General features: G+C 71.6%; 22 protein-coding genes. 5 read left to right on the top strand and 17 right to left on the bottom strand.

Annotation, left to right across the window (positions count from 1 at the left end; genetic code table 11):
- Positions 1-61: 61 nt before the first annotated feature.
- From EHF32_RS11860 to EHF32_RS11820, 9 genes are all read right to left on the bottom strand, one after another.
- A complete protein-coding gene (locus EHF32_RS11860; protein ID WP_137418375.1) occupies positions 62-676 on the bottom strand; it encodes a thiamine pyrophosphate-dependent enzyme in 615 nt (204 codons plus the stop codon).
- A complete protein-coding gene (locus tag EHF32_RS11855; RefSeq protein WP_137418374.1) occupies positions 673-1,173 on the bottom strand; it encodes a thiamine pyrophosphate-binding protein in 501 nt (166 codons plus the stop codon). Before EHF32_RS11855 ends, EHF32_RS11860 begins: the two co-directional genes overlap by 4 nt.
- 35 nt (positions 1,174-1,208) lie before the next feature.
- Positions 1,209-2,585, bottom strand: coding sequence for an NtaA/DmoA family FMN-dependent monooxygenase (locus EHF32_RS11850; RefSeq protein ID WP_137418373.1), 1,377 nt, complete (start codon positions 2,583-2,585; stop codon positions 1,209-1,211).
- The gene (locus EHF32_RS11845; protein WP_137418372.1) at positions 2,582-4,087 is read right to left on the bottom strand and encodes an aldehyde dehydrogenase family protein; all 1,506 of its coding nucleotides are present in this window, start codon (positions 4,085-4,087) and stop codon (positions 2,582-2,584) included. Before EHF32_RS11845 ends, EHF32_RS11850 begins: the two co-directional genes overlap by 4 nt.
- Positions 4,084-5,472 carry an amidohydrolase family protein gene (locus EHF32_RS11840; RefSeq protein WP_202876814.1) on the bottom strand — a complete coding sequence of 463 codons (1,389 nt, stop codon included), beginning with the start codon at positions 5,470-5,472 and terminating at the stop codon, positions 4,084-4,086. Before EHF32_RS11840 ends, EHF32_RS11845 begins: the two co-directional genes overlap by 4 nt.
- A gap of 131 nt (positions 5,473-5,603) precedes the next feature.
- Complete coding sequence (locus EHF32_RS11835; RefSeq protein ID WP_137418371.1) at positions 5,604-6,218, bottom strand: helix-turn-helix domain-containing protein; 615 nt, start codon at positions 6,216-6,218, stop codon at positions 5,604-5,606.
- 129 nt (positions 6,219-6,347) lie between these two features.
- Positions 6,348-9,050 (bottom strand): molybdopterin-dependent oxidoreductase, encoded by a 2,703-nt coding sequence (locus EHF32_RS11830; protein WP_137418370.1) that lies wholly within the window; start codon positions 9,048-9,050, stop codon positions 6,348-6,350.
- Entirely contained in the window at positions 9,047-9,883 is an 837-nt protein-coding gene (locus EHF32_RS11825) for an FAD binding domain-containing protein (protein ID WP_137418369.1), read from the bottom strand. Before EHF32_RS11825 ends, EHF32_RS11830 begins: the two co-directional genes overlap by 4 nt.
- A 352-nt stretch (positions 9,884-10,235) precedes the next feature.
- Positions 10,236-10,856, bottom strand: a complete 621-nt coding sequence (locus EHF32_RS11820) for a TetR/AcrR family transcriptional regulator (protein ID WP_238343697.1) — start codon at positions 10,854-10,856, stop codon at positions 10,236-10,238.
- Positions 10,857-10,900: 44 nt separating this feature from the next.
- Here EHF32_RS11820 and EHF32_RS11815 point away from each other — a divergent pair, with 44 nt between their 5' ends.
- A complete protein-coding gene (locus EHF32_RS11815; RefSeq protein ID WP_137418368.1) occupies positions 10,901-11,293 on the top strand; it encodes a DUF1304 domain-containing protein in 393 nt (130 codons plus the stop codon).
- 72 nt (positions 11,294-11,365) lie between these two features.
- Positions 11,366-12,343, top strand: coding sequence for a zinc-binding dehydrogenase (locus tag EHF32_RS11810; protein WP_137418367.1), 978 nt, complete (start codon positions 11,366-11,368; stop codon positions 12,341-12,343).
- Between the two features lie 112 nt (positions 12,344-12,455).
- On the opposite strand, the gene EHF32_RS11805 is transcribed toward EHF32_RS11810, so the two are convergent.
- Together EHF32_RS11805 and EHF32_RS11800 are read right to left on the bottom strand one after the other, a co-directional pair.
- Positions 12,456-13,223 (bottom strand): nucleoside phosphorylase, encoded by a 768-nt coding sequence (locus tag EHF32_RS11805; RefSeq protein ID WP_137418366.1) that lies wholly within the window; start codon positions 13,221-13,223, stop codon positions 12,456-12,458.
- Between the two features lie 123 nt (positions 13,224-13,346).
- Positions 13,347-14,441: an XdhC family protein gene (locus tag EHF32_RS11800; protein WP_137418365.1), complete on the bottom strand. Its 1,095-nt coding sequence runs from the start codon at positions 14,439-14,441 to the stop codon at positions 13,347-13,349.
- Between the two features lie 50 nt (positions 14,442-14,491).
- On the opposite strand from EHF32_RS11800, the gene EHF32_RS11795 reads away from it, so the two are divergent.
- From EHF32_RS11795 to EHF32_RS11785, 3 genes are read left to right on the top strand one after another with little or no spacing between them, the layout of a single operon-like run.
- The gene (locus EHF32_RS11795) at positions 14,492-15,052 is read left to right on the top strand and encodes a nucleotidyltransferase family protein (protein ID WP_137418364.1); all 561 of its coding nucleotides are present in this window, start codon (positions 14,492-14,494) and stop codon (positions 15,050-15,052) included.
- A 35-nt stretch (positions 15,053-15,087) separates the two neighbouring features.
- Positions 15,088-15,954, top strand: a complete 867-nt coding sequence (locus tag EHF32_RS11790) for a hypothetical protein (protein ID WP_137418363.1) — start codon at positions 15,088-15,090, stop codon at positions 15,952-15,954.
- 32 nt (positions 15,955-15,986) lie between these two features.
- The gene (locus EHF32_RS11785) at positions 15,987-16,751 is read left to right on the top strand and encodes a hypothetical protein (protein ID WP_137418362.1); all 765 of its coding nucleotides are present in this window, start codon (positions 15,987-15,989) and stop codon (positions 16,749-16,751) included.
- Positions 16,752-16,755: 4 nt separating this feature from the next.
- On the opposite strand, the gene EHF32_RS11780 is transcribed toward EHF32_RS11785, so the two are convergent.
- The 6 genes from EHF32_RS11780 to aztB all read right to left on the bottom strand — a co-directional run bounded on the left by EHF32_RS11780 (position 16,756) and on the right by aztB (position 23,525).
- Positions 16,756-17,673 (bottom strand): 2-hydroxyacid dehydrogenase, encoded by a 918-nt coding sequence (locus EHF32_RS11780; RefSeq protein ID WP_137418361.1) that lies wholly within the window; start codon positions 17,671-17,673, stop codon positions 16,756-16,758.
- Between the two features lie 174 nt (positions 17,674-17,847).
- Entirely contained in the window at positions 17,848-19,158 is a 1,311-nt protein-coding gene (locus tag EHF32_RS11775; RefSeq protein ID WP_137418360.1) for a threonine/serine ThrE exporter family protein, read from the bottom strand.
- Between the two features lie 153 nt (positions 19,159-19,311).
- Positions 19,312-20,496: a zinc metallochaperone AztD gene (aztD, locus tag EHF32_RS11770; protein ID WP_137418359.1), complete on the bottom strand. Its 1,185-nt coding sequence runs from the start codon at positions 20,494-20,496 to the stop codon at positions 19,312-19,314.
- Between the two features lie 65 nt (positions 20,497-20,561).
- A complete protein-coding gene (aztC, locus tag EHF32_RS11765; RefSeq protein WP_137418358.1) occupies positions 20,562-21,476 on the bottom strand; it encodes a zinc ABC transporter substrate-binding protein AztC in 915 nt (304 codons plus the stop codon).
- Positions 21,473-22,669, bottom strand: coding sequence for an ABC transporter (locus EHF32_RS11760; protein WP_137418357.1), 1,197 nt, complete (start codon positions 22,667-22,669; stop codon positions 21,473-21,475). The genes aztC and EHF32_RS11760 overlap by 4 nt, the downstream gene beginning before the upstream one ends.
- A gap of 10 nt (positions 22,670-22,679) precedes the next feature.
- Positions 22,680-23,525: a zinc ABC transporter permease AztB gene (aztB, locus tag EHF32_RS11755; RefSeq protein ID WP_137418356.1), complete on the bottom strand. Its 846-nt coding sequence runs from the start codon at positions 23,523-23,525 to the stop codon at positions 22,680-22,682.
- Positions 23,526-23,563 lie beyond the last annotated feature (38 nt).

The following is a 23,563-nucleotide window of genomic DNA, read 5'->3' as shown; positions in this document are numbered from 1 at the left end:
GGCACGAGGGTGTCGTCTCGCGACGCTCGTGGAGCGACCGGCACGATCCGAGACGCGACCATCAGTTGTGCTCGCTCGGACCCATGATGCTGATGCCCTCCGTGGCCTCGACGTGGCGCACGAAGATGTACTTGTCTTCGCGTCCGTCGGAGTGCTTGCGCTTGATCCCGGGCTCGAGGACGCCGTCGGTCTTCGCGACGACGATGTACGGCTCGGATGCGGCGAGTCCCGCCGCGCAGTGCGCGTCGAACTCTTCGAGCGTCTCGGCGGTGAACGCCTTCTCGACACCGGCGCCGCGGGCGATCGCGGCGAGGTCGACGCGGCCCTTCGCCGTGTGCGTGGCAGGTCCCCCGATCGACTGGTACTGCTCGTTGTCCCACACGACGATGAAGAGGTTCTCCGGGCGCTCGTTGCCGAGGGTCGCGAGGATGCCGAGGTTGAACAGCAGGCCGCCGTCGGTGTCGAGCGAGACGATGCGGCGGTGGGGCAGGCCCACGGCGAGGCCGAACGCCTCCGGCGTCACGCATCCGAGTTGCTGCTGGAACAGACTCGCCTCGCGCATGTGCGGGGCGGCGTTGTACCACTCGTCCACGGCGCCGCCGAGGGAGAGGATGACCAGCTCGTCCGAAAGACGTGCGGCGAGCAGCTTCATGGCTTCGAATCGGGAGTAGCTCATCGGACCAGATCCCCTCCGAGGACGATGGCGGCGTGGTAGTACGACGCGTAGGCGGTGTCGTAGGCGCGGACGATCGCCGTCTCGAGCTGGTCGACGTCGCGGACGATCGTGTACGGCGTGCGCAGCGCCTTCAGCAGCGGCTCCATCGTGATGCCGTGCGGGATGGCCCACCAGTTGTTCTCGCCCATCTCTCCCCGGTAGCTCATGATCATGACGACGGGGATGCCCGCGCCGAGTCCCATGCGCGCGAGGTGCTCGGTCGCGGCGCGCAGCCCCGAGTTCTCCATGACCAGCACGGCGCGCTTGCCGGAGAGGAACACGCCGCCCGCGATCGCGGCGCCCTCGCCCTCATTGGTGACCGGGATGGTGCGGATGTCGGGGTCCGCGTCCAGAGCCGGGTACAGCTCCTTCAGCAGCGAGTCGGGCAGGTACGTGGCGACGGAGACGCCGGCTCGCTTGAGCCCGCGGATCACCGCCTCGACGGCGTCGGCTCTCATGTGCTCTCTCTTTCTTACGGGATGGCGGCGTCGGATCAGGACGGAAAGGATGCGGTCTCGCGCGCCGCGAGCCGATGCGCGCGGTGCGTGGCGGCGAGGCGGGGGCCGCCGCCGAAGTGCTCGCGCAGCGTGGCGCCGGCGGGCGGGCTGACCCGACCCCGCTCGGCCAGCACGGGCACCACGAGGTCGATGAACGCGCGGTAGGCGGCGGGACCGCCGAACGTCGGCTCCAGCATGAGGCCGTCGAGTCCGGAGCCGTCGACGATCGCCTCGATCTCGTCGGCGACCTGTTCGGGAGACCCGGTGATCTGGAACCCGCGGATCGCCTTCGTGCGGAACTGGTCGAGGATCTCGCCCACCCGCATCTCGGCGTTCTGTCGTGCGTAGCGCTGGATGAGGGTCTGACCGAGGTCGGTGTGCAGGTCCACGACCCTGGTGTCGGGATCGATGCCGGTGAGGTCGAGTCCCGTGATCCCGGCGAACATGACGGCCGCATCCGCGCGTTGCAGCACGGCTTCGTACTCGTCCCGCAGGGCGCGTGCCTCGGCCTCGGTCGCCGCCACCGTCACGGTCATGCCCGAGATCACGGCGATGTCGTGCGGGTCGCGACCGTGCGTCACGGCCTGCGCCCGGATGTCGTCGACGTGCGCCTTGGCGGCGGCGATCGACTGGCCCTGGATGAACACGGCCTCGGCGTTGCGGGCGGCGTAGGCGCGGCCGCGATCCGAGGTGCCGGCCTGGAAGAGCACCGGTGTGCGCTGCGGGGTGGGCGGCACCGCGAAGATCCCGGCGGCGCGCTGGTACGTGCCCGCGACCTCCACGCGATGCAGCTTCGTCGGGTCGGCGTACACGCCCCGCGCGCGGTCGCGCAGCTCGGCATCGTCGTCCCAGCTGTGCTCCCACAGGCGCAGGCACGTGTCGAGGAACTCGTCGGCGGCGTCGTAGCGCTGGTCGTGGTCGAGCGTCTCGGTCACGCCGAAGAGCTGGTCCGTGGTGGCCTGCGAGCTGCCGGTCACGACGTTCCAGCCGATGCGTCCGTCGGTGAAGCGGTCGAGCGTCGCGAAGCGGCGGGCGGTGCCGTAGGGCTTCTCCACGGTCGTGGGCGATGTGACGACGAACCCCAGGTGCTCCGTCGCCCGCGCCAGCGTCGCGATGGCCAGCATCGGATCCAGCGCGGGGAACTGGATGCCGTGCGCCGCCACCTCGTCGGGCATCCGACCCTCGAGCGTCGCGTAGCCGTAGGTGTCGGCGAAGAACAGGAAGTCGAAACCGGCCGCATCCAGTTCGCGCGCCAGATCGACCCAGTAGTCGAGGCGGTCCCAGTCCTCGCCGCGGCCGTCCGGATGCGTCCACGTCGGCATCCCGTTGGAGGGGTTCATCATCTCGAAGACCCCGAGCGCGATCCTTGTCATACGACCATCACCACCGACTTCGTCTCGAGGTAGTTCTCCAACCCCTGCGCTCCGTTCTCATAGCCCCATCCGGATTCCTTGTGTCCGCCCTTGGGCAGTTCGGGTCCCAGGAAGGAGTGGCAGTTGACCCAGACGGTTCCGGCCGCGAGGCGCGCGGCGACGCGGTGGGCGTTGCTGAGGCCCTCGGTCCAGATGCTCGCGGCGAGCCCGTAGTCGCTGTCGTTGGCCCAGCCGACGACCTCGTCGAGATCGTCGAAAGGGGTCACGACGGCGACGGGGCCGAAGATCTCCTCGCGCATGAGGCGGGCGTGCGGGGGGACGTCGGTCAGCACCGTGGGTGTGAAGAAGGTTCCGGCGCTTCCGGTGCGCTCGCCGCCGGTGACGACGGTGACACCGTCGGCCGCGCCCTCGTCGACGTAGGCGGCGACGCGCCTGGCCTGCGTCTCGCTTACGAGGGGGCCGAGATCCGTGCCGGCCGCGAGACCATGTCCGAGTCGCAGGGCGTCGCCCGCGGCCGCCATCCCGGCGACGACCTCGTCGTACACGTCGCGGTGCGCGTAGATGCGCGCGCTCGCGACGCACACCTGGCCGCCGTTGTCGAAGATGCCGCGCGAGACGCCCGCGACGGCGGCGGACAGATCCGCATCCGGCAGGATGATCGACGGCGACTTGCCGCCGAGCTCGAGCGTGAGGCGGGCGAGGCGATCGGATGCGGTCGCCACCAGCTTCTTGCCGACCGCGGTCGAGCCGGTGAAGGCGATCTTCGCGACGCCGCGGTGCTCGACGAGCGCCTGTCCCGTCTCGTGTCCGTAGCCGGTGACGATGTTGACCACGCCGTGGGGCAGCCCCGCCTCCTGCAGGAGGCGACCGAGGTAGAGCGCGCTGAGCGAGGTGTTCTCGGCGGGCTTGAGCACGATCGTGCAGCCCGCCGCCAGAGCGGGGGCGAGCTTCATCGCCGTCATGATGAGCGGCGAGTTCCACGGCACGATCGCCGCGACCACGCCCACGGGCTCGCGCCGCGTGTAGGCGAAGACGTCCTTGCCCTCGGGGGTGCGGGTGAGCGAGGTGGGGATCGTCTCGCCCGTGATCTTCGTGGGCCAGCCCGCGTAGTAGCGGAACTGCGAGATGGCCGCGGGGACCTCGCCGAAGCGGGCCGTGCCGAGGCTCTTGCCCTGGTCGAGGGTCTCGAGCTCGGCGAGGTCGTCGAGGTGCTCCTCCATGACGTCGGCGATGCGCCACATCAGCTTCGAGCGGTCGGCCGGCCGCATCCGTGCCCAGGCGGGGCTCTCCAGGGCAGCACTCGCAGCGCGGACGGCGGCGTCGACGTCGGCGCTCGAGGCGCGGGCCACCTCCGCGAGCGTCTCGCCGGTCGCCGGGTCGAGCGAGGCGAAGGTGTCGGATGCGGCCAGCCAGCGTCCGCCGATGAGAAGGCGTCCGGGGTCGTCGGCGAGGAAACGGGCGACCCGCTCGCGGAGCGGCCCGTGATCGAGCGCGATGGTCATGGCGTGGCCTTTCCGTGGAACAGTCCGTCGAGTTCGCCCTGCGCCGAGATCCAGGCGGAGCGGCGGGCGAAGAGGTCGGGAACGAGCGCGCGCACGCGGTCGATGAGCTCGCCCAGGTCGGCGTTCACGAGGCGGCCGTCCCGCACGACGATCTCGCCGTCGACGACCGTCATGTCGACATCGGAGCCGCGCACCGCGTGCACGAGGTTGTGGTGGATGTTGGGATATGCGCCGTCGGGCATGAAGGGCGTCATGCGGGGGGTGTCGGTGCGCACGGCCACGAAGTCGGCCTTGCGGCCCGGCGTCAGCGCGCCGAGCTCGTCGGCGCGGCCGATCGCGGCCGCGCCGCCGCGGGTCGCCATGCCCAGCACCTGCCACGAGTCCATCGCGGCGGCATCCATCGTGCGGAGCTTGCCGAGGAGGGAGGCGACCTTCATCTCCTCGAACATGTCGAGGTTGTTGTTCTCCTTCTCGCCGTCGGTGCCGAGCCCCACGTTGACACCCGCGGAGAGCATCTCCGCCACCGGGGCCATGCCGCTGGCGAGCTTCATGTTGGAGACCGGGTTGTGCGAGACGCCGACGCCGCGCGCCGCGATGAGGTCGACCTCGGCCTGATCCAGCCACACGGCGTGGGCGATCATCGCGCGCGGCACATCGAAGAAGCCGAGCTCCTCGAGGGCGAACATGGGGCGCGCGCCGTGGCGGTCGGCGAAGTCGGCGAGCTCGATCTCCGACTCGCTGCAGTGCGTGTAGAGGCCGGTGCCGTAGGCGTTCGCCAGCGCGATCGCGCGGCGCTGGCCCGCCGCATCCGCGTAGAACGGGTGCTCGAGTCCGACCCACGGCATGATGCGGCCGTTCGCCGCTCCCGTCCACTCCGCCAGCATCCGCTCGTTGTCGTCGAGGGTGTCGAAGTAGTCGAAGTCGGGGTGCTCGCCGACGTAGTTGACCGTCACGACGCGGTTGCCGAGGACGGATGCGGCCCGCGCCGCGCCGTCCATGTAGCGCCACATGTCCACCACGGTCGTGGTGCCCGACAGGAGCCCCTCGGCGTAGCAGAGCCACGCGGCGGCCTCGGCCTCGTCGGGGCGGAGCACACGGTGCATCGGGTCGATGTGCAGCCGCAGCCACTCCCAGACCGGCAGGTGCTCGGCGGTGCCGCGCAGCATCCCGGAGTGGTGGTGGGCGTTGATCAGGCCCGGCATGAGCAGGCGGTCGGGCAGCTCGATGCGCTCGGCACCGGGGTGCGCAGCGATCAGCTCGGCTCGGGGAGCGACGTCGGTGATCGTGTCGCCGGTGACGAGGACGCCCGCATCCGTGAGGACGCGGCGCTCGTCGTCCATCGTGACGACGAGATCGGGCAGGAACAGGCGCGCGGTGGGAGGCACGCTGCCGATCGTAGGTACCTATCGTTGATTACACATACCAATCACGTTTCGCGCGCGTTACCTCTGCGCCAAGCCGGGCGGCAGAGCTCCAGAACAGGCGAGCCGGGGATGTGGGGGCGGGCGGTGAGGAGTCAGCGCTCGGCGACGTGCACGAGCAGGAGCACGGCCGGCTCGGTGCCGTCGATGCGCCAGCGGTTGCGCAGTGCTCCGGGGTGCGAGAGGGCGTCGCCGGCGCCGAGCGTCCACGACCCGCGGTCCTCCAGCTCGACCGTCAGCGAACCCGAGACGAGGAAGATCGTGTTCTCGCCGTCGGATTCGAACCACTCGCCGACGTACGGCGCACGGGCGATGCGGTACTCCTGCACGGTCGCGCCCCGGGTGGCGGCGGAGGAGATGATCCGGCTGACGGCGCCGTCGTCGCTCTCCGAGACGGGAACGAGCTCGCCCTCGTCGTGACGGACGAGGTGGATCGGCTCCGGCTCCTCCTCGGCCGGCAGCAGCTCCGACGGGGAGATGTCGAGCACCTTGGCGAGCTTGAACAGCGTGAGGATCGACGGCATCGTCCGGCCGCCCTCGATCTGGCTCAGGAACGGCTGACTGATCTCCGCCGCGCCCGCCAGCGCACGCATCGAGAGCTTCTTGGCCGTGCGGGCGGCACGGATGCGGCGTCCCAGCGAGACGCCGATGTACGCCTCCGCGTCGGCGGGGCCGGCCGCATCCGGCTCGGTCAGGGCGTCGGTCGTCACGGACCCAGGATCGCACCGGCCCCGCCGCGCCACAAACCAACCGGCATCCGAACGATGCGCGAGGGACCCGGCGCGTCGTGCTTCGGCGCGCCAGGCCGCGTTTCGGGTCCCGCGAGCCGGGGATGCTGCTCAGCGCTGCGCGAGCCGCCAGACGCGCGCGCGGGTGAACGGCTGCTGGTACGGGCGCACGCCCAGTGCGCGCGCGATCGCGTTGCCGATCGCCGGGGCCACCGGGTTGTAGGGCGACTCGCTCATCGATTTCGCGCCGAACGGACCGAGGTCGTCACGGGTCTCGGCGAAGTACACCTCGGTGTCGACGATGTCGGCGAACTGCGGCACGCGGTACGTGCGGAACACCGGGTTCTCCACGCGGCCGTCCTCGTCGATCAGCACCTCTTCGTAGAGCGCGCTGCCGATGCCCTGCGCTGCACCGCCCTCGACCTGGCCCCGGCACTGCGCGGGGTTGAGGACCGTGCCCGCATCCGCCGATTGGATGGACTGGAGGATGCGCACTGTTCCGGTCGAGGGATCGACGGCCACCCGCACGGCGTGCACGTTGAACGCCAGCGAGCGCACCTCGCCGAGCTCCGCGCCCGTCGCCGTCAACCTGTCCGACGTCGCGTCGGATGCGGCCGCCACGATCTCCGCGAAGGCGAGCAGCCGATCACCGGCGCGCACGCCGTCGGCGGCGAGTTCGGGCTCCGCATCGGGGACGAGCTCGCGGGCGATGTGCAGCATCCGCTGCTCGAGGGCGAGGCAGGCGGCGTAGAGCGCCTTGCCTGCCACCGTCACACCGGCCGAGGCGAAGGCGCCCGTGTCGTGGGTGACCAGGTCGGTGTCGGCGGTGCGCAGGTCGAGCCGGTCGACGTCGACGCCGAAGACGGATGCGGCGATCTGGCGCAGCACGACCGTGGTGCCGTTGCCGAACTCGCTCGTACCGGCGCGCAGCGCATAGGTGCCGTCGGGACGCAGGGTCGCAGTGGTGTGCGAGATGTGGCCGAACGGCGCCATCGTGGCGATCATCGCGACCGCCATGCCCTCGCCGACCGCCCACCCCTCGGGTGCGTCGACGCCGTTGCCGCGCCGCAGCGCGGTCTCGGCCAGATCCAGACACTGGTCCAGGCCGTACGAGCCCCAGCGCAGGTCGGGCTCGTGCAGGTCGTCGCCCGGCCGGATGACGTTGCGTCGCCGGAGCTCGAACGGGTCCATGCCGAGGGTGAGGGCCAGCTCGTCCATCGCCGACTCGACCCCGAGGATCACCTGCCCGAGCCCGTAGCCGCGGAAGGCGCCTGAGGGCACGTTGTTCGTGTAGACGACCTCCGCGTGGATGCCGCGCACGGGCGAGCGGTATACCGTCATCGCGTCGGCGCACGCGTGGAACAGCACGCCCCGTGAGTGGTTGCCGTAGGCGCCGGTGTCGCTCAGCAGGTCGAGCTTCATCGCGGTCAGCACGCCGTCGCGGGTCGCGCCGAGGGTCACCGCGACGCGCATTGGATGACGCAGTGCGGCGCGCTGGAACTCGTCGGTGCGCGAGAACTCGTACGAGACCGGACGACCGGTGTCGAGCACGGCGAGGGCCACGAGGTCCTCCGTGAAGATCTCCTGCTTGCCGCCGAAGCCCCCGCCGACGCGGGCAGCGTACACCCGCACCTCGGCGGGATCACGGCCGAAGATCCGTGCGATCTCGTCGCGCACTAGGAACGGCACCTGGGTGCTGGAGCGGATGACGAGCCGCCCGTCGTCGTCGATCCACCCGATCGAGCCGTGCGTCTCGAGTTGTGCGTGCGTGACACGACCGGTCTGCCAGGTTCCCGTGACGGTGACCTCGCTCGCCGCCAGCGCCTCCTCGACATCACCGCCGTGGTTCTCCTGCAGGGACAGGACCGTGTTGCGATCGGCGTGGTCGACGCGGTCCTGCGGCGTGCGGTCCGGGTGCAGCAGCGGCGCGCCCGGGGTGCGGGCGGCCTCCGGGTCGAAGACGGCCGGCAGCACCTCGTAGTCCACCCGGATGGCGCGGCAGGCCGCATCCGCCGCCGCTGCGGTCTCGGCCACGACGGCGGCGACCCGCTGCCCCACGTGGCGCACCACCGAGTCGAGCATGCGGGTGTCGTCGGGGTCGTCCGTGCGGTGCTCGTGGCGGCCGGTCGAATACCGGACGTCGGGCACGTCCTCGTGCGTGTAGACCGCCACGACACCCGCGATCGCGCGCGCGGCGGTCGTGTCGATCGAGCGGATGCGGGCGTGCGCGTGCGGTGAGGACAGCACACGCAGCACGAGGGCGCCGACGACGGGCTCGTCGAAGGTGTAGGGCTCGAGCCCCTGCACGATGCGGCTCGCGGCGGGCGGGACGAGCGAGGTCCCGACGGCGCCGGTGGGCGCGGGTCCGGTCTCGCGCACGGGGCCCAGCACCGACGAGCGGATGGCCTCGCGGATGGGGCGGTACCCGGTGCAGCGGCACAGGTTGCCCTTCATCTTGCGGTCGAGGTCGTCGAGATCGTGCTCGCAGACGGTGGATGCGGTCACGCTCATTCCGGGCGTGCAGAATCCGCACTGGAACCCGAAGTTCTCGGCGATCGCCTCCTGCACGGGGTGCAGTTCGCCGGGCGGGGCGAGGCCCGCGGCGGTCGTGACCGACCTGCCCTCCATCCGCACGGCCGGGATGATGCAGGAGTGCACGGGCTCGCCGTCCAGGAGCACCGAGCAGGCGCCGCAGTCGCCGGCGTCGCACCCCTTCTTGACCTCGGTGTGCCCGTGCTCGCGCAGGAGCGTGCGCAGGCACTGCCCGGCCGCGGGCTCCGCATCCACGGGCTCGCCGTTGACCTCGAACCTCATACGGCCTCCTCCAGCTCGGCCCGGATCCGTTCCGCGAACTCGATGCTCACCCCGCGCCGCCAGTCCGCCGACCCGAGGGGATCGGTGTAGTAGCCGGACACGGAACCGACGGATGCGGCCAGCGTCGCCGCATCCGGAAGCGCGGCGAAGCGCAGCACGGTGGGGGCAGCGGTGGCGGCGGTGAGGGTGAACACGCTCGCGCCGTCCTCGTCGACGCGGCCGGTGACGACCGCCCCGGAGCGACCCAGTTCTGCGAGGGCGATCTTGCGCAGGCGCACGGTGGAGCGCAGGGCGGATGCGGGGAACTCGAGCGCGCGCAGGACCTCGCCGGGGGCCAGCACGTTGGTGCCGTTGCCGGTGGGCACCTCGGCCACGGGCATGCGGCGCTCGCCGCCGTCCGGCGTCCAGATGACGGCCGTCGCGTCGAGTGCTGCGCCGAGCGAGATCATGGCGCCCGCGGCGAACGAGCGGCACACGTTGCCGCCGACGGTCGCGGTGTTCCAGATCTTGAACGAGGCGAGGAGGGCATGCGCCGCATCCGCGACGAGGTGTGCGGCGGCCCACTCGGCGGGCACCGGCGGCAGGTCTGCTGCGCGCCCCTCGGACCAGGCGAGGAAACGGGCGATCGTGCAGGTCGCCCCGACCCTTAGGCCGTCGTCGGTGAGCTCGATCTCGGGCCAGTCGAGGGTCGTGAGATCGACGAAGCCGGTCGTGCCCGGCAGGGGCTCGCTCATGAGCCAGGTGCCGCCCGCGATGAAGACCTCGCCCTCGTTCAGGCGCAGGTCGGACCGGCTTCGCGCCGGGCGGAAACTCGTGATGGTCGTGATGTCCACGGCTGCCTCGGGATGTTGGTCACATGAACAGCCCTCAGTGAACCAGGGCGGCGTTTCGTGGGTGTTTCGCGGGCGTGAGCCCGCGGTCCCTCGGCGAGCAGGCTACGCCCGGGCGGGCCCCCAACTCCTGCACATCCGCCGTGCCGTACTCTGCCGTGCCGTCAGCCGTCGGTTCTGCAGGAGTTCGGGCGCCAGGATGCGGGCGAAGCCGCGTTCGGCTGCGGTCCGCATCCGAACGCCCGCGGCGACGCAACTCCTGCAGAACCGAGGCGTCGAGGTGTCACACGCCGCTCGCGGCCGGTTCTGCAGGAGTTCGGGCACGGAATGGGCCCCGCACGCGCGGGGCGACGGGTCAGCGCGGAGCCCACCCGGTGACCAGGATGCGGGCGTTCTCGACGAGGTCCGCCGCCGCGGCGGGTTGTGCCCGCACGATGGCCATGGCTGAGAGCACGTGCGCGGTGCAGGAGCGGGTGAGCACGGTGCGGTCTTCCGCATCCAGATCGGGGCGTCGGGCGGCGACGCCGGCGGCGAAGGCCGTCGTCAGTTCGGCGCGGTACTGGCCGACCGCGCGCTTGACGTGCTCGTCGTCGGCCAGGGTGCCGCGCACGGTGTTCATCAGGAGACAGCCGTGCTCGGCCAGATGTGTGCGGGGGGCTTGCAGGGCGGCGGCAAGACCGGTGAGGTAGGTCTCGAGCGCATCGGCGCTCACGGGGGCTCCCAGGAGAGGGGCGAGTCGTGGCCGGATCACCTCGTCGAGGTAGCTCTCGATCGCCGCGTCGAACAGCTCGCGCTTGCTGCCGAACGAGTGGTACAGGCTCGAACGGCCGAGCCCGGTGGCCGCCTCGAGGTCCGGAACGGATGCCTCGGCGTACCCGTGCTGCCAGAACACGTCGCGCGCGGCGCGCACGACCGCATCCTCGTCGAAGGTCCGAGTGCGACCCAATCCGACCACCGCCTTTACTAGAACGTCCATTGCAGTATATATTGAAACGACCGTTGCAATAACAGGAGGATTCCATGCTCATCGTCGGACTCGTGTTCGCGGGCCTCGCGGCCGTGCTGCACGTCTACATCTTCTGGATGGAATCGTTCGCATGGGATCGTCCCCGCACCCGCCAGACCTTCGGGCTGGGCAGTGACGAGCAGGTGCAGATGACGAAGCCGATGGCGTACAACCAGGGCTTCTACAACCTGTTCCTCGCGATCACGGCCTTCGTCGGCATCGTCGGCGTCGCCGCGGGAGCGACCGCGGTCGGCGCGGCCCTCGTGCTCGCAGGCACCGGCTCGATGCTGGCGGCGGCTCTGGTGCTGCTTCTCTCGGATCGCACCAAGGCCCGCGCCGCGATCACGCAGGGCACTCTCCCGCTGCTCGCCGTCATCGCGACGACGATCGGCCTGCTGCTGCAGTAGGGCCCGACCCGACCCTCGGGAGCGTCCATCCGACGCCCCGCCTTCCCTCACCCCACGAGAAAGAGGAACAACATGCGCGCCATCGTGCACTCCGCCTTCGGCGATCCCGCCGAGGTCCTTCACGTCGAGGAAGCTCCGCTCCCGGAGCCCGGCGCGGGACAGGTCCGCGTGCGGACGCTGCTCTCGCCCATCCACAACCACGATCTGTGGACCGTGCGCGGCACGTACGGCTTCAAGCCGGAGCTCCCGGCGCGCGCCGGAACCGAGGCCGTCGGCGTCGTGGATGCGGTCGGTGAGGGCGTCGAGAACCTGAGCGTCGGTCAGCGCGTCGCCACCGGCGGCACCTTCGGCGTGTGGGCCGAGTACTTCATCGGCCACGCGGCCGCGATGATCCCGGTGCCCGACGCGATGGACGACGTCACCGCCTCCCAGCTGGTCTCCATGCCCTTCAGCGCCCTGAGCCTCATCGAGTTCCTCGAACTCGAGCGCGGCGACTGGCTCGTGCAGAACGCGGCGAACGGTGCCGTCGGTCGCCTCGTCGCGCAGCTCGCGGTGGCCCGCGGCCTGAACGTGCTGGGACTCGTGCGCCGCGACGCGGGCGTGGCGGAGCTCGAGGGCCTCGGGATCGGCAACGTCGTCTCCACGGAGGGCGAGAACTGGCGGGAGCGCGTCGCCGAGATCACCGGTGGCGCCCCGATCGTCGCCGGTGTGGACTCGGTCGGCGGTGCCGCATCCGGCGAGGTGCTCTCGCTGCTCGCCGAGAACGGCACGCTGGTCGCCTTCGGTGCGATGGCCTCGCCGATCATGGAGATCGCCTCGGGCGACGTGATCTTCAAGCAGGCCACGGTCAAGGGCTTCTGGGGCAGCAAGGTCAGCTCCTCGATGGCGCCCGCGCGCCGCGGCGAGCTGCTGCGCGAGCTCGTGACCCGCATCGGCGAGGGCGTTCTCACGCTCCCGGCGTCGCACACCTTCAGCTTCGACGAGATCTCGGATGCGGCCCGCGCCAACTTCGAGCCCGGCCGCATCGGCAAGGTGCTCCTCAAGCCCTGACCGCGCCTCCTCTCACCGAGCGAGCATCCGTTCGCCGGGCGAGCATCCGTTCGCCGGGCGAGCATCCGATGGGGTGCTCACTCGGTGAACGGGTGCTCGTTCGCGTCGGGGCCTACAGCTCCAGCTCGACCGCGGTCTCCAGAGCTGCCTCGATCGAGCGCATCCACCCGTCCTTGAGCGCGGTGTTCTTCTCGTCGTACAGCGACGCGCCGTCGACGAGGTTGCTCGAGCAGGCGCAGACCATGCCGGCGCGCAGCCCCCGCATCCGCGCGACGATGTACAGCGCCGACGCCTCCATCTCGACGTTGAGGATGCCCATGCGGTTCAGCTGGCCGATCCACTCCGGCGTCTCGGCGTAGAACGCGTCGTCGCTCACGCTGATCCCACTGTGCGAGCGCGTGCCGGATGCGGCGGCCAGCCGCTCGGAGTGCCGCTGCAGAGCGAGCGTGAGCGACAGGTCCGGCACGGCCGGGAAGCCCTTGGGAAGGTACGCGTCGGTCGTGCCGTCGTTGCGGAAGCTCCCCTCGCTCACGAGCAGGTCGCCCGGTTCGATGCCCGGTTGGAGCCCGGCGGAGCTGCCGACGCGGATGAACGAGGTCACGCCGACGCGGGCGAGCTCCTCCACAGCGATCGCGGTCGAAGGGCAGCCCATCCCGGTGGAGGTGGCGGTGATGTGGCGCCCCTTGTACCAGCCGGTCATCGTGCGGTGCTCGCGGTTGTGTGCGACCTCGCGCACGTCGGTCAGGAACTCGGCGACCAGCGGTACTCGGAACGGGTCGCCCGGCAGCAGAGCGACGGACGACACCTCTCCCGGCGCGATGCCGATGTGGTACTGCCGGGCGGTGAGACCGGCCTGGGACTTGTCGACGGGCTGAGACATGCCTACTCCTCGGGTGCTGAGACGAACGGTTCGTCGCAGTCCCCGCCCTGGCTGCCGCCATGGTTGTTAGGACGCGCGGTCAGGCTAGCACCGCGCCGCCGGCTCCCCCCGCCGAGCGAGCATTCATTCGTCGAGTGAGCACCCGATCGAATGCTCGCTCGACGAAAGGATGCTCTCTCGCGACGCGGAGGCGGAAGCGGAGGCGGATGCGGAGGCGGATACCGAGGCGCGGGGGTGCAGGGCGCCGGTGCCGGCGCGCAGCGGCAGACCCGAGCCGCCCCGCCGCGCGGCGACGATCTCGGCCAGGACGGCGATCGCCGTCTCCGCGGGCGTGACACCGGCCAGATCCAGTCCGAGGGGTGAGTGCAGGCGTGCGAGGTCCGCGTCGGCGACGCCCGACTCGCGCAGCAGCTGGGCGCGACGGGCCACGGTGCGCCGCGCGCCCATCGCGCCCACGAAGCCCACGGGCAGGGCGAGCGCGGTCTGCAGCGCCGGGATGTCGAGGCGCAGGTCGTGGGTGAGCACGCACACGGCGGTGCGCTCGTCGAGCTCGCCCCGCTCGTCCAGCTGACGCAGGTACTCGTGCGGAAGCGCGCACACCCGCTCGTCGGCCTCCGGAAAGCGCTCCTCGGTGACGAGCGTGTCCCACACGTCGCACACCGAGACGGCGAAGCCGGATGCGGCGGCCACCCGGCTGAGGGTCGCGGCGTGCTCGCCCGCGCCGAGGATCACGAGGCGCGGACGGCGCGGGGCCGCCACCACGAGCAGGTCGTCGTGCAGCGCGCTCTCGGGCACCGGGTCGTGCGGCACGAGCGTGCCGGCGCCGGGTCCCGAGGCGACGATGCCGATGGCGGCCGGGCGGTCCGCTGCCGCCCGCTCGAGCGCGTCGCGGGCGACCGCATCCGTCGGGGACACGACGCTGATGACGGCGTCGATCGTGCCGCCGCAGGCGAGGCCCGCGGCGAACGCCTGATCGTCGGTGAAGCCGAACCGCGCCGCGTCGCCGGTGCCGCGGGCGAGCGCTGCGAGAGCGAGCGCGACCGCGTCGCCCTCCACGCATCCGCCCGAGATCGAGCCGATCACCCGCGCATCGCGCGTGACGGCCATGGCCGAGCCGACGCCCCGGGGCGCGGAGCGGGCCACTCCCGCGACGGTGATGGTCGCCACGGTCTGCCCCGCGCGCAGCAGCGGCAACAGGTCGGCGGCGAGTTCGAGCATCCTCCCACGCTAACCAGCGCGTGTTTCGTGCGCGATACGCTGACCTGATCATGCCCCAGCCAGCCGTCGCCGGCCTCGTGCTCGCCGCGGGTGCGGGGCGCCGGTTCGGTTCCCCCAAGGCGCTCGCCCGCACCCCCGACGGACACTCGTGGCTCGCGCTCGCCGTCGGAGCGCTCCGGGATGCGGGCTGTCTGCCGATCTACGTCGCCGTGGGGGCGAGTCTCGACCAGGTGCTGCCGCTCGTGCCCGCCGACGCGGAGCCCGTTCCGGTCCCCGATCCGACGCAGGGGATGAGCGCGTCGCTGCGCGCAGGGCTCGACGCCGCGCAGGACTCGGATGCGGTCGCGGTCGCGATCATCACGGTGGACACCCCCGATCTCCCGGCCGCCGCGGTGCAGCGAGTCACGGCTGCGGTGGATGCCGCGTCGCTCGTGCAGGCCGTGTACGGTGAGCGCCCCGGGCACCCGGTGGTGATCGGCCGCGACCACTGGCCGGCGCTCGCCGCATCCGTCGTCGGCGATCGTGGCGCCCGTGACTATCTGCGTGCCCACGGGGCCGAGCGGATCGACTGTGCCGATCTCTGGGCGGGCGAGGATCGCGACACGCGCTGATGCGCCCGGATGCCGCCGCAGCCCAGAATGGGCCTATGCCGGACGACACCGACGACGAGCTGGCGCGTCTGCAGGCGCGTGCGTACGGTCCCGCCGCGGACATCGATGCGGAAGGCCTCGCTCGGCTCGCCGAGCTGCAGGAGAGCAGGACCGCTGCCGCGCCCGTCGCCGCGCCGACAGCGGACGGCGCCTCTGCCGCGGAAGCGTTGGCCGCTCTGTTCGGGCCGCCGTCGGGGTCGGCAGCCGCATCCGATGCCGCATCCCGCGCCGCTGCGCCGACGCGGCGCGGGCTGCGTGCCGGACTGCGTGAGGACAACCTCGCGCCCGCACCCGAGCCCGAGGTCGCGTTCGAGCCCCTGCCCGACGCAGCGCCGGAGGTTCCTGAGGAGGAACCCACGGCGCCCGCACGATCGAGCGCCGCCGCGCGGATCGCCTCGTCGCTGCCGAGCGGACGGATGCGGTGGGTGTGGCTCGCGAGCCTCGTGGTCGCGATCGTCGTGACGGCGCTCGTCACGACGTGGATGCGCCCGTCGGACGGCGCAGGGCAGTTAGCGAGCATGCACCTTCAGGCCGACGTGGTGAGCGGGGACCGCACGCGGGGAGGGATGTGGGAGCAGGAGGGGGTTCGTTACTACGGCGAATACCTCGGTCTGCACATCTACTCGCTGCGCTCGTGCCTTCAAGCTGCTGTGGGCGCGACACGCACGCCCGTTTCGGGCACCTGTGCCGGCGAGGGCCTGCCGCCGATCATGGACATCTACTTCGGCGGTACGAGTTCCGGCGGGAGCTTCGCGGTTCCGGATGCGGTGCTCGAGCGATACCCCGACGGAGGTGTGCTGCGCTTCACCCTGCGCGGTGACGCCGTGTTCGTTGACGAGGGCGACCTTCCGGGTCGCACCTGAGACCACCCAGATCCGGCCGAACAAGGAGGAACATGCCCGACCCGACCGAGGAAGAGCTCGCGCGCCTGCGTGTCCGCGCCTACGGGCCGGATGCCGATCTCGACGAGGCGGGGCTCGCGCGGCTCACAGAACTCGAGGCCGCGCTCTCGTCGCGGGGGCCGAGCGCCGCGCGCACCCCGGAGCCGGACCCGGAGCGGGAAGCGGGCCCCGCGCCGCAACCTGTCGCCGCGGAGGAGCCGCCTCCGGCCGCCGAGCCGAAGCCGGTCCCGCTCATCGCTCCGGTCTCGCTGACCGCGGAGCCGGCGCCGCGGACGCTCGATCGCCGTGTGCGCGCGGCCTGGGTCCTCAGCATCCTCGTGACCGCGGCCGTCGCCGCAGGACTCACGGCGTGGACGCTCCCGTGGGGCGTGCGCGACGACCAGCATCACGCGGCGCGGCTCACCGAGCAGCCGGGTACCCCCGACGGTGCGGGTCAGTGGAACATGTCCGGGCTCGAGGTTGACGAGCTCCGTTCGTTCGGTTCGTATGCCGGCCTCGAGGTGTATGCGACCGACGCCTGCATCATCGTCGCGACGGCTCCCCTCTCCGAACCTGGCTCGGGAACCGGCATGTGCGCGGGCGCAGGGCTCGAACCGGTCGTCGAGTTCCACGTCCCGCGGCGCTCGCGCGCGAGCGCCGGTGATTTCGGGTACCCGGAGGAGATGCGGGACCACTTCCCCGACGGCATCGTCCTGCGCTTCACCCGGCAGGGCGACGTCATCCTCGTCGACGAGGGAGCACTGCCTCCGGGGTTCTGACCCCTCAGGTGCGGATGACCACGTTCTCGGGCTCCTCGTCCGCGAGCAGGCGGGCGATCTGGCGGCGCACGAGGGCCACCATCCGCGGCTGCATCGCGGTGGATGCGCCGCCGACGTGGGGCGAGATGAGCACGCCCGGCAGCTCCCAGAGCGGGTGATCCGCCGGGAGTGGCTCGGGGTCGGTGACGTCGAGTCCGGCGCGGATGCGGCCGCGGCGCACGTGGTCGACCAACGCATCCGTGTCGATGAGCGTGCCGCGTCCGACGTTGACCACGAGCGCACCATCCGGCAGCGCCGACAGCTCCGCGTCGCCGATGATGCCGCGCGTGCGCTCGGATGCGGGAAGCGCGAGGATCAGCACCTCCGTCTCGGCGAGCACGGCGTGCAGGTCCTCGAGGGCCGCCACCTCGACGCCGTCCTCGGTACGCGCATGCGTGGCGACGGCGCGCAGCTTCACCTCGAAGGGGCGCAGGCGCGCGGCGATCGCCTTGCCGACGCCGCCGAAGCCGAGCACCGTGGTGCGGCGGTCGGCGAGGCTCTGTGTGAAGGCACGCGTCCAGTCCCGCTGACGGGCGAAGACATCGAGCTCGCGCTGGACGGCGAGAGTCAGCGCGACGGCCAGCTCGGCCGTTGACGTCTCGTGCACGGTCGCGGCGTTGGCGAAGACGATCCCCGGGGGCAGCAGTTCCTCCGTACCCTCGTAGCCGATCGATTGGCTCTGCACGAGGCGGGTCTCGACGCCCTCGAGCCGCGCGACGACGTCACGCGCGCTCATGTACGGCGGCACGACCAGGTCGATCCGGTCCGTCTCGGCGGCCGCATCCATGGTCCAGACGATCACCTCCACCTGCTCGCCGAGGTCCGCCAGGTCGGCGGCGAAGGCGGGATCGGGCACGGACACGATGAGGCGGGAAGGCGTCATGCTGCGAGCGTAGCCACCGCGGCGATGGGTCCCCGGGGCGTTGCGTTCCCGCACCCGCGTCCGTTCCGCATCCGCGTCCGTTCTGCAGGAGATCTCCGTTGTTCAGGAGGATTCCGCGGGAATCGTCCTGTTGAGGGGATTTCTCCTGCAGTGCGGATGCGGCTGGCAGCCGTCTCAGCGAGAGCGGTCGCCCCACTCCTTCTCCGACACGACCCGCGCGACTGTGAGCCCGATCGCGAGTGCCGCCACGACGAAGAGCGCCTGCACGCTGTTCTGCACCGCCGCGAGGGTGTCGCCGTCGATGGTCGCGACGATGGCGCGATACGCGGCGGCGCCGGGGACCATGATGACCACCGCCGGCACCGTCAGCGCCACCCGTGGAGCGTCGAGGCGGCGGTAGTAGACGAAGGCGCCGAGGCCCACGAGCACCCCCGCGGCCATCGCCGCGACGGCGGGCATGAGTCCCGCATCCACCGCCGTCAGGCGCGCGGTGTTCGCGATCGCCCCCACCGCGGCCGAGGCGATCGCGATGCGCCAGGGGGTGGCGAACAGCAGGGCGAAGCCGAGCACGCCCACGAAGCCTGCCACGAGGCGCAGGACGGCGAGCACGGGTTCGTCCAGCAGGGGTGTCGCCACGGCGACGGGCGACGTGGCGAACAGCGCCGCCACCGCCCAGACGGCGGAGCCGGCGGTGAGCAGGATGAGGCAGGCATAGACGACGCGCGCGATGCCGGCGTTGAGGTCGAGACGGGCGAGGTCCATGGCGCCCGTGACCAGGGGGAAGCCGGGCACGAGGAAGAGCACGGCGCTGGTGAGGGCGGCGTCGTGCGCAAAGGGCTGGCCCAGCATCTCGAGAAGCTGGGCGGCGCCGAGGTAGATCAGCAGCGCGGTCGCCGCGGCGAGGAACACGGTGAGGAACTCGTTCAGCCGGGCGCGGCCGAGCAGCATCCGGATCGCCTGACCTGCCGCGGCGCCGAGGCCGACGGCGACGGCGGCCGCCCACCCGCCGTTGTTGAGCAGGGCGAAGGCGGCGCAGGCGGCAGCCGCGGCGATCACCCGCAGCAGCATGCCGTACCGGGCCGGACGTGCGGCGATCGCATCCAGGCGCGCCGCGAAGTCCTCGACGCTCCCGCCCGCCTCGGCTTCGACCTCGTGGGAGAGCCGCTGGAGGGCGGCGATGCGCTCGGCGTTGACGACGGGGCGCGCGACCTCGGCCACGCGGGTGCGCACGAGCTGGCCGCGGCTGACCGTGAGCACGATGTCGAGCATGCCGACGCGGGCGTTCATCGTCTCGATGCCCCACGCGCGGCCGACGCGCTCCATCGTGGTGCGCACGCGGGCGGAGGATGCGCCCGCGCCCAGCATGAGGATTCCCAGGCGCAGCACCGCGTCGGTGAGCGCGACGAACCGCACGGGTTCCAGTCGTGCCTCATCGAGGGGGGTGGCGTCGCCGTCGTCCGCCGGGATCATACGGGCGCCGGCCATGATGCCATCCTCGCATCCCGACCCGGCCGGATGCGGGACCAAGGCCCCGCCGAGCCCGCCGTTGTGTGTCCTGGGCCGACACAACCTGTTCGCCTGTCACAGATCGACGCGTTCCGCGCGATCTGTGACAGGCGAACGTGGGTTATGGCGGTGTCAGGAGACGGCGACCTCGTTGGGGGTCACGGCGAGCGTCGCGCTCGCGAGCACCTCGCCGCTCGTCAGATCGACCGCGTGCACCTTCTTCGCCGCGGGCTCGGTCACGTAGGCGACGTCGCCCGACACGACGATGGCGGGATGCGGGTCCTGCCACTCGACGGGGCCCTCCCACGCTGCGATGACCGGGAACTCGTCCACCAGCTCGCCGCTCGCGGGGTCGATCACGTGGATCGAGCCGTCGGTGGCGAGGATGTAACCGAGGTCCTTTGGACCCCGGGCGAGGTCGCGGAAGGTGTACGAGACGCCCTCCGGCAGCGGCACGACCTTCATGCTCGCCTTCTGGGTGTCGATCAACGCGACGCTCGAGAGCAGGTACCCCTCCGCATCCGGGTCGTTCTTGTAGTCGCCGACGACGAGCGGGCTCGTGTCGGTGACGAAGATGTTGCCGGTGCGGCCGTACGTGTCGGGTGCCGTGACCTTCGCGATCTCGCCGTCGCGGTAGATCAGCGCGCCGTTCTCGCATCCGAAGACGACGACCTCGTCGGCGGCCGTTCCCTCGCCGTGCACGCCGGGGCAGTCGGCGTTGGAGGTGATCTCGGTGCCGTCCTCGTCGCGCACCGTGATGCCGTTGCGACCGTTCGCCGAACCCACGGTGGTCACGAGGGTGCCGTCCTCGAGCACGATCGACACTCCGTGGTGCGCCTCGGTGCCGGGGATCGTCGTCGATGCGGGAAGGGCGTCGCCGAGCGAGGCGAACGCATCCGTGTCGATGATCGTCGTGTCGCTCGTACCGTCGGCGTAGAGCACCGTCTTGCCTGCGTGCCGCACGACGTGCCCGGGGGCGTCCGCGGGGAACACGAGATCGGTGAGTGCCGGATCGGACCCGGATGCGGCGCCGGTGTCGAGGATCTGGAAGCCCTCGCTCATCGTGACCAGCACGTGCGAGCCGTCGCCGGCCCGATTGAGCCGGGTGAACTCCTCGGAGGCGAGATCTCCGACCGTCTCCAGCGTCGTGCCGTCGAGCACGAGGATGCCGCCCTCGTAGCTGATCGCGACGCGTTCGCCGGCGGGAGGCTCGGCGGCGCTCGAGGATGCGGGGGCAGGAGCTGTGCCGGCGCAGGCGGTCAGCGTCGCCGCGGCGACGAGTCCGAGCGCGAGCAGCGCGGGACGTCTCAGGTGCATGTGGTGCCTCGTTTCTGTGGGTTCGCGGGCGGGGCCCGCCGGCCGGTGCGGCCGTATGGAGGGGCTCAGGAGAGCCCGGCGACGATGCGCTGCGTGTTGACGCGCATCATGGTCAGGTAGTCGCCGGCCGCGCCGTCGGCGGCGGTGAGCGACTCGGTGAACAGCTCGACGACCTGTACGTCGATGCCGGCCTCCTCGGCCAGCGCGCGCATGAGTCGATCGGGCGAGGAGGACTCGGCGAAGATCGTGCGCACGCCGGCCTCCCGGATGGCGGAGACGAGCTCCGCGAGGTCGGCCGCGCTCGGTGCGGCGAGCGTGGTTCCGCCGGGGATCGCGGCACCCACGAGACGCACGTCGAAGCGGTCCGCCAGGTAGCCGAAGACGTGGTGATTGGTCACGAGTGCGCGCCTCTCAGCGGGGATGGCGGCGAGGGCACCGCTCATCTCGGCATCCAGAGCCGCAAGCTCGGTGCGATACGCGGCGGTGTCGGCGCGGAGAGTCGCCGCATCCACCCCGTCGATGCCGGCGAGCGTCGGCTCCAGTGCGTCGACGACCTGCAGCATCCGCGCGGGATCGGTCCAGAAGTGCGGGTCGTCGGCGCCGTCCGCCTCCTCGCTCGCGTACGGCAGGACGTCGATGACGTCACCCGCGACGAACTGGGCGACGCCCTCGTCCGCCGCCGCCTCGAGGTGCTGACCGAGACCCTCTTCGAGCCCGAGACCGTTCGAGACCACGAGGTCCGCCGAGCGCAGTCGCGCCGCCTCCTGGGCCGAGATCTCGAAGGAGTGCGGATCCGAGTCCGGCTTCATGAGGGTCACGACCTCGGCCTGATCGCCGACCAGTTCGGTCACGACGTCGCCCAGGATGTTGGTGGAGACCACGACGAGGGGGCGATCCTCGAACGTCGGGGCGCAGGCCGACAGCGCGCCCGCGGCCACGAGCGCGGCGGCGAACGCCGCGATGCGCCGCCCGGCGGTCATCGGCCGGTCTCCGCGATGAAGGCCGGCTCGTCGGTCGTGGTGAACGTGCGGGCGATGCGCCCCGCATCCGCGAAGTCGATCTCGAAGAGCACGCGTTCGGTGATCCCGTTGAGGTACGCACGCCGGTCGTCCGCGATGAGGGTGGGTGTGCGTCCCGCCGCGAGCGAGGCGGCGACGAGCGGTTCCGTCAGGGCGAGTTCGGCACCCGTCGCGCCGTCGATCACGCTCATCCGTCCGTCGACCGTGAGACCGAGCACGTGCTCGGATGCGTCGTCGACCGCCGTGACGGCGATCAGCGGTCGCGGGGCCGGAACCGCCGTCGCGGTGCGTTCGCGCGTGTCGAGCAGGACGATCGATCCGTCAGGACTGAGGCCTGCGGCGGTCGGGCGACCCTCTCTGTTGGCCCAGGCGCGCGGCGCCGCGACCCCGTCGGGGAGCGCGATGCGTTCGATGGCGGTGCCCGCGTCGGTGGCGACGGCCAGCAGTACGTCGTCCCGGCATCCGAGGATGGCGCCCACACGCGTGGTGAGCGTGCCGGCGGGGTCGGCGCAGGGGACGGAGTCGCCGTGGAGGGCGCCGTCGCTGTCGCGAACCTGGACGGTGCCCTCGCCGGTCGTGACGAGGGCGTGGTCGCCCACGGGCACGATGTAGCCGTCGTGCTCGGGCATCCGCACCCGGAACAGCTCGACGACCTCGCCCTGGGAGAGGGCCTCGGTGTCCAGCAGCACGGCCTCGCCGTCGGCGAAGAAGATCCCGGTGCCGCCGGTCGTCGATGAGATGGTCGTCGCGGTACGAGCCGTGCCGTGGCCGGGGACCTTCTCCAGCAGGCGCGGCTCAGCGCGGTAGTAGTGGAAGTGATCCACGTGATCCCAGGTCCACATCCCGCTGTCGACGATTTCGATGCCGTCGCCGGTGTCGGCGAAGAGGTAGCGACCGTCGGTGGCGGTCGCGAGGGGAGCGTCGATGCGGCCGAGGCTCGAGGTCTCTTCGGAGAGGAGGTCGAGCAGCGTCAGTCGGCCGTCGGCGGTCGCGGTCAGCAGGTGCAGGGGCGGCTCGCTCACCTCGGCGGCGCCGGCGACCTGCCCGTGGCCGGCGTCTGCGGTGAGGGCGGGTTCTGACTGCGGAGGGCTCGCGCAGGCGGCGAGCAGGAGAGCGGATGCGGTGACGACGGTGAGAGCGAGGGGATGACGCACACGGAGCTTTCTAGAGCGGAGCCGGCACCGCGGTCGCGGAGCGGCGGGGGGCGAACAGGGAGCGAAGCAGCGCGGACAATGCGGCCGCGGCGATGGCGGATGCGGCGATCGACGCTCCGGCGGCGGTGCCGAGGTGCCACGAGAGCGCGAGTCCGGCGGTGACCGCCACGATCCCGATGGCCGCGGCGAGGGCCATCGCGGCCGCGATCCCGCGCACCCACGGTCGGGCCGCCACAGCCGGGGCGAGCAGCATCCCGACCACGAGGAGCGAGCCGACGGCTTGATACGAGGCGACGACGGCGAGCGTCACGAGGCCGGTGAGCGTGGCCTCGGCCCAGGCCGGACGCACACCCAGTACCCGTGCGACGCGCGCGTCCACGGCCACCGCGACGAGCGCCCGGTGCGCGACGACCGCGAGCGCCAGCCCGATCGCTGTGGCGACGGCCAGCACCGCGAGATCCTCGGCCGAGATCGCCAGCACATCGCCGAAGAGGATCGCGGTCGCATCCGTCGCGAAGCTGCCGGAGTGGGAGATGACGATCACGCCGACGGCGAGCATCGCGACGAACAGGAGCCCGATGCTCGTGTCGTACGCGAGACGCCCGCGCCGGCGCAGCGCCCCGATCCCGATCGTCATGGCCACGGCGCTCGCGGCGCCGCCGAGGAGCACGGGGGCGCCTGTCACGGTGGCCAGGGCGACGCCGGGAAGCATCCCGTGCGCCAGTGCCTCGCCGAGGAACGCCATGCCCCGGATGACGACCCAGGTGCCCACGACCGCGCACAGCACGGCCACGAGCGAACCGCCGACGAGCGCGCGCAGCAGGAACGCATGTTCGAGGGGGAGGAGGAGGGTCACGACATCCGACCGTAGCGATAATGAGAACCGTTCTCAAC

The sequence above is a fragment of the Microbacterium sp. RG1 genome, assembly GCF_005347485.1.
GTDB classification, from domain to species: domain Bacteria; phylum Actinomycetota; class Actinomycetes; order Actinomycetales; family Microbacteriaceae; genus Microbacterium; species Microbacterium binotii_A.
The sequence above is the reverse complement of the archived record's forward strand: the minus strand, read 5'-3'. Positions and strand labels throughout refer to the sequence as shown.

Excerpts from the sequence above, each read along its gene's own strand:
- EHF32_RS11860 (WP_137418375.1), bottom strand. The coding sequence starts at position 676 with ATGAGCTACTCCCGATTCGAAGCCATGAAGCTGCTCGCCGCACGTCTT.
- EHF32_RS11855 (WP_137418374.1), bottom strand. The coding sequence starts at position 1,173 with ATGAGAGCCGACGCCGTCGAGGCGGTGATCCGCGGGCTCAAGCGAGCC.
- EHF32_RS11850 (WP_137418373.1), bottom strand. The coding sequence starts at position 2,585 with ATGACAAGGATCGCGCTCGGGGTCTTCGAGATGATGAACCCCTCCAAC.
- EHF32_RS11845 (WP_137418372.1), bottom strand. The coding sequence starts at position 4,087 with ATGACCATCGCGCTCGATCACGGGCCGCTCCGCGAGCGGGTCGCCCGT.
- EHF32_RS11830 (WP_137418370.1), bottom strand. The coding sequence starts at position 9,050 with ATGAGGTTCGAGGTCAACGGCGAGCCCGTGGATGCGGAGCCCGCGGCC.
- EHF32_RS11820 (WP_238343697.1), bottom strand. The coding sequence starts at position 10,856 with ATGGACGTTCTAGTAAAGGCGGTGGTCGGATTGGGTCGCACTCGGACC.
- EHF32_RS11815 (WP_137418368.1), top strand. The coding sequence starts at position 10,901 with ATGCTCATCGTCGGACTCGTGTTCGCGGGCCTCGCGGCCGTGCTGCAC.
- EHF32_RS11810 (WP_137418367.1), top strand. The coding sequence starts at position 11,366 with ATGCGCGCCATCGTGCACTCCGCCTTCGGCGATCCCGCCGAGGTCCTT.
- EHF32_RS11805 (WP_137418366.1), bottom strand. The coding sequence starts at position 13,223 with ATGTCTCAGCCCGTCGACAAGTCCCAGGCCGGTCTCACCGCCCGGCAG.
- EHF32_RS11800 (WP_137418365.1), bottom strand. The coding sequence starts at position 14,441 with ATGCTCGAACTCGCCGCCGACCTGTTGCCGCTGCTGCGCGCGGGGCAG.
- EHF32_RS11795 (WP_137418364.1), top strand. The coding sequence starts at position 14,492 with ATGCCCCAGCCAGCCGTCGCCGGCCTCGTGCTCGCCGCGGGTGCGGGG.
- EHF32_RS11790 (WP_137418363.1), top strand. The coding sequence starts at position 15,088 with ATGCCGGACGACACCGACGACGAGCTGGCGCGTCTGCAGGCGCGTGCG.
- EHF32_RS11785 (WP_137418362.1), top strand. The coding sequence starts at position 15,987 with ATGCCCGACCCGACCGAGGAAGAGCTCGCGCGCCTGCGTGTCCGCGCC.
- EHF32_RS11780 (WP_137418361.1), bottom strand. The coding sequence starts at position 17,673 with ATGACGCCTTCCCGCCTCATCGTGTCCGTGCCCGATCCCGCCTTCGCC.
- EHF32_RS11775 (WP_137418360.1), bottom strand. The coding sequence starts at position 19,158 with ATGGCCGGCGCCCGTATGATCCCGGCGGACGACGGCGACGCCACCCCC.
- aztD (WP_137418359.1), bottom strand. The coding sequence starts at position 20,496 with ATGCACCTGAGACGTCCCGCGCTGCTCGCGCTCGGACTCGTCGCCGCG.
- aztC (WP_137418358.1), bottom strand. The coding sequence starts at position 21,476 with ATGACCGCCGGGCGGCGCATCGCGGCGTTCGCCGCCGCGCTCGTGGCC.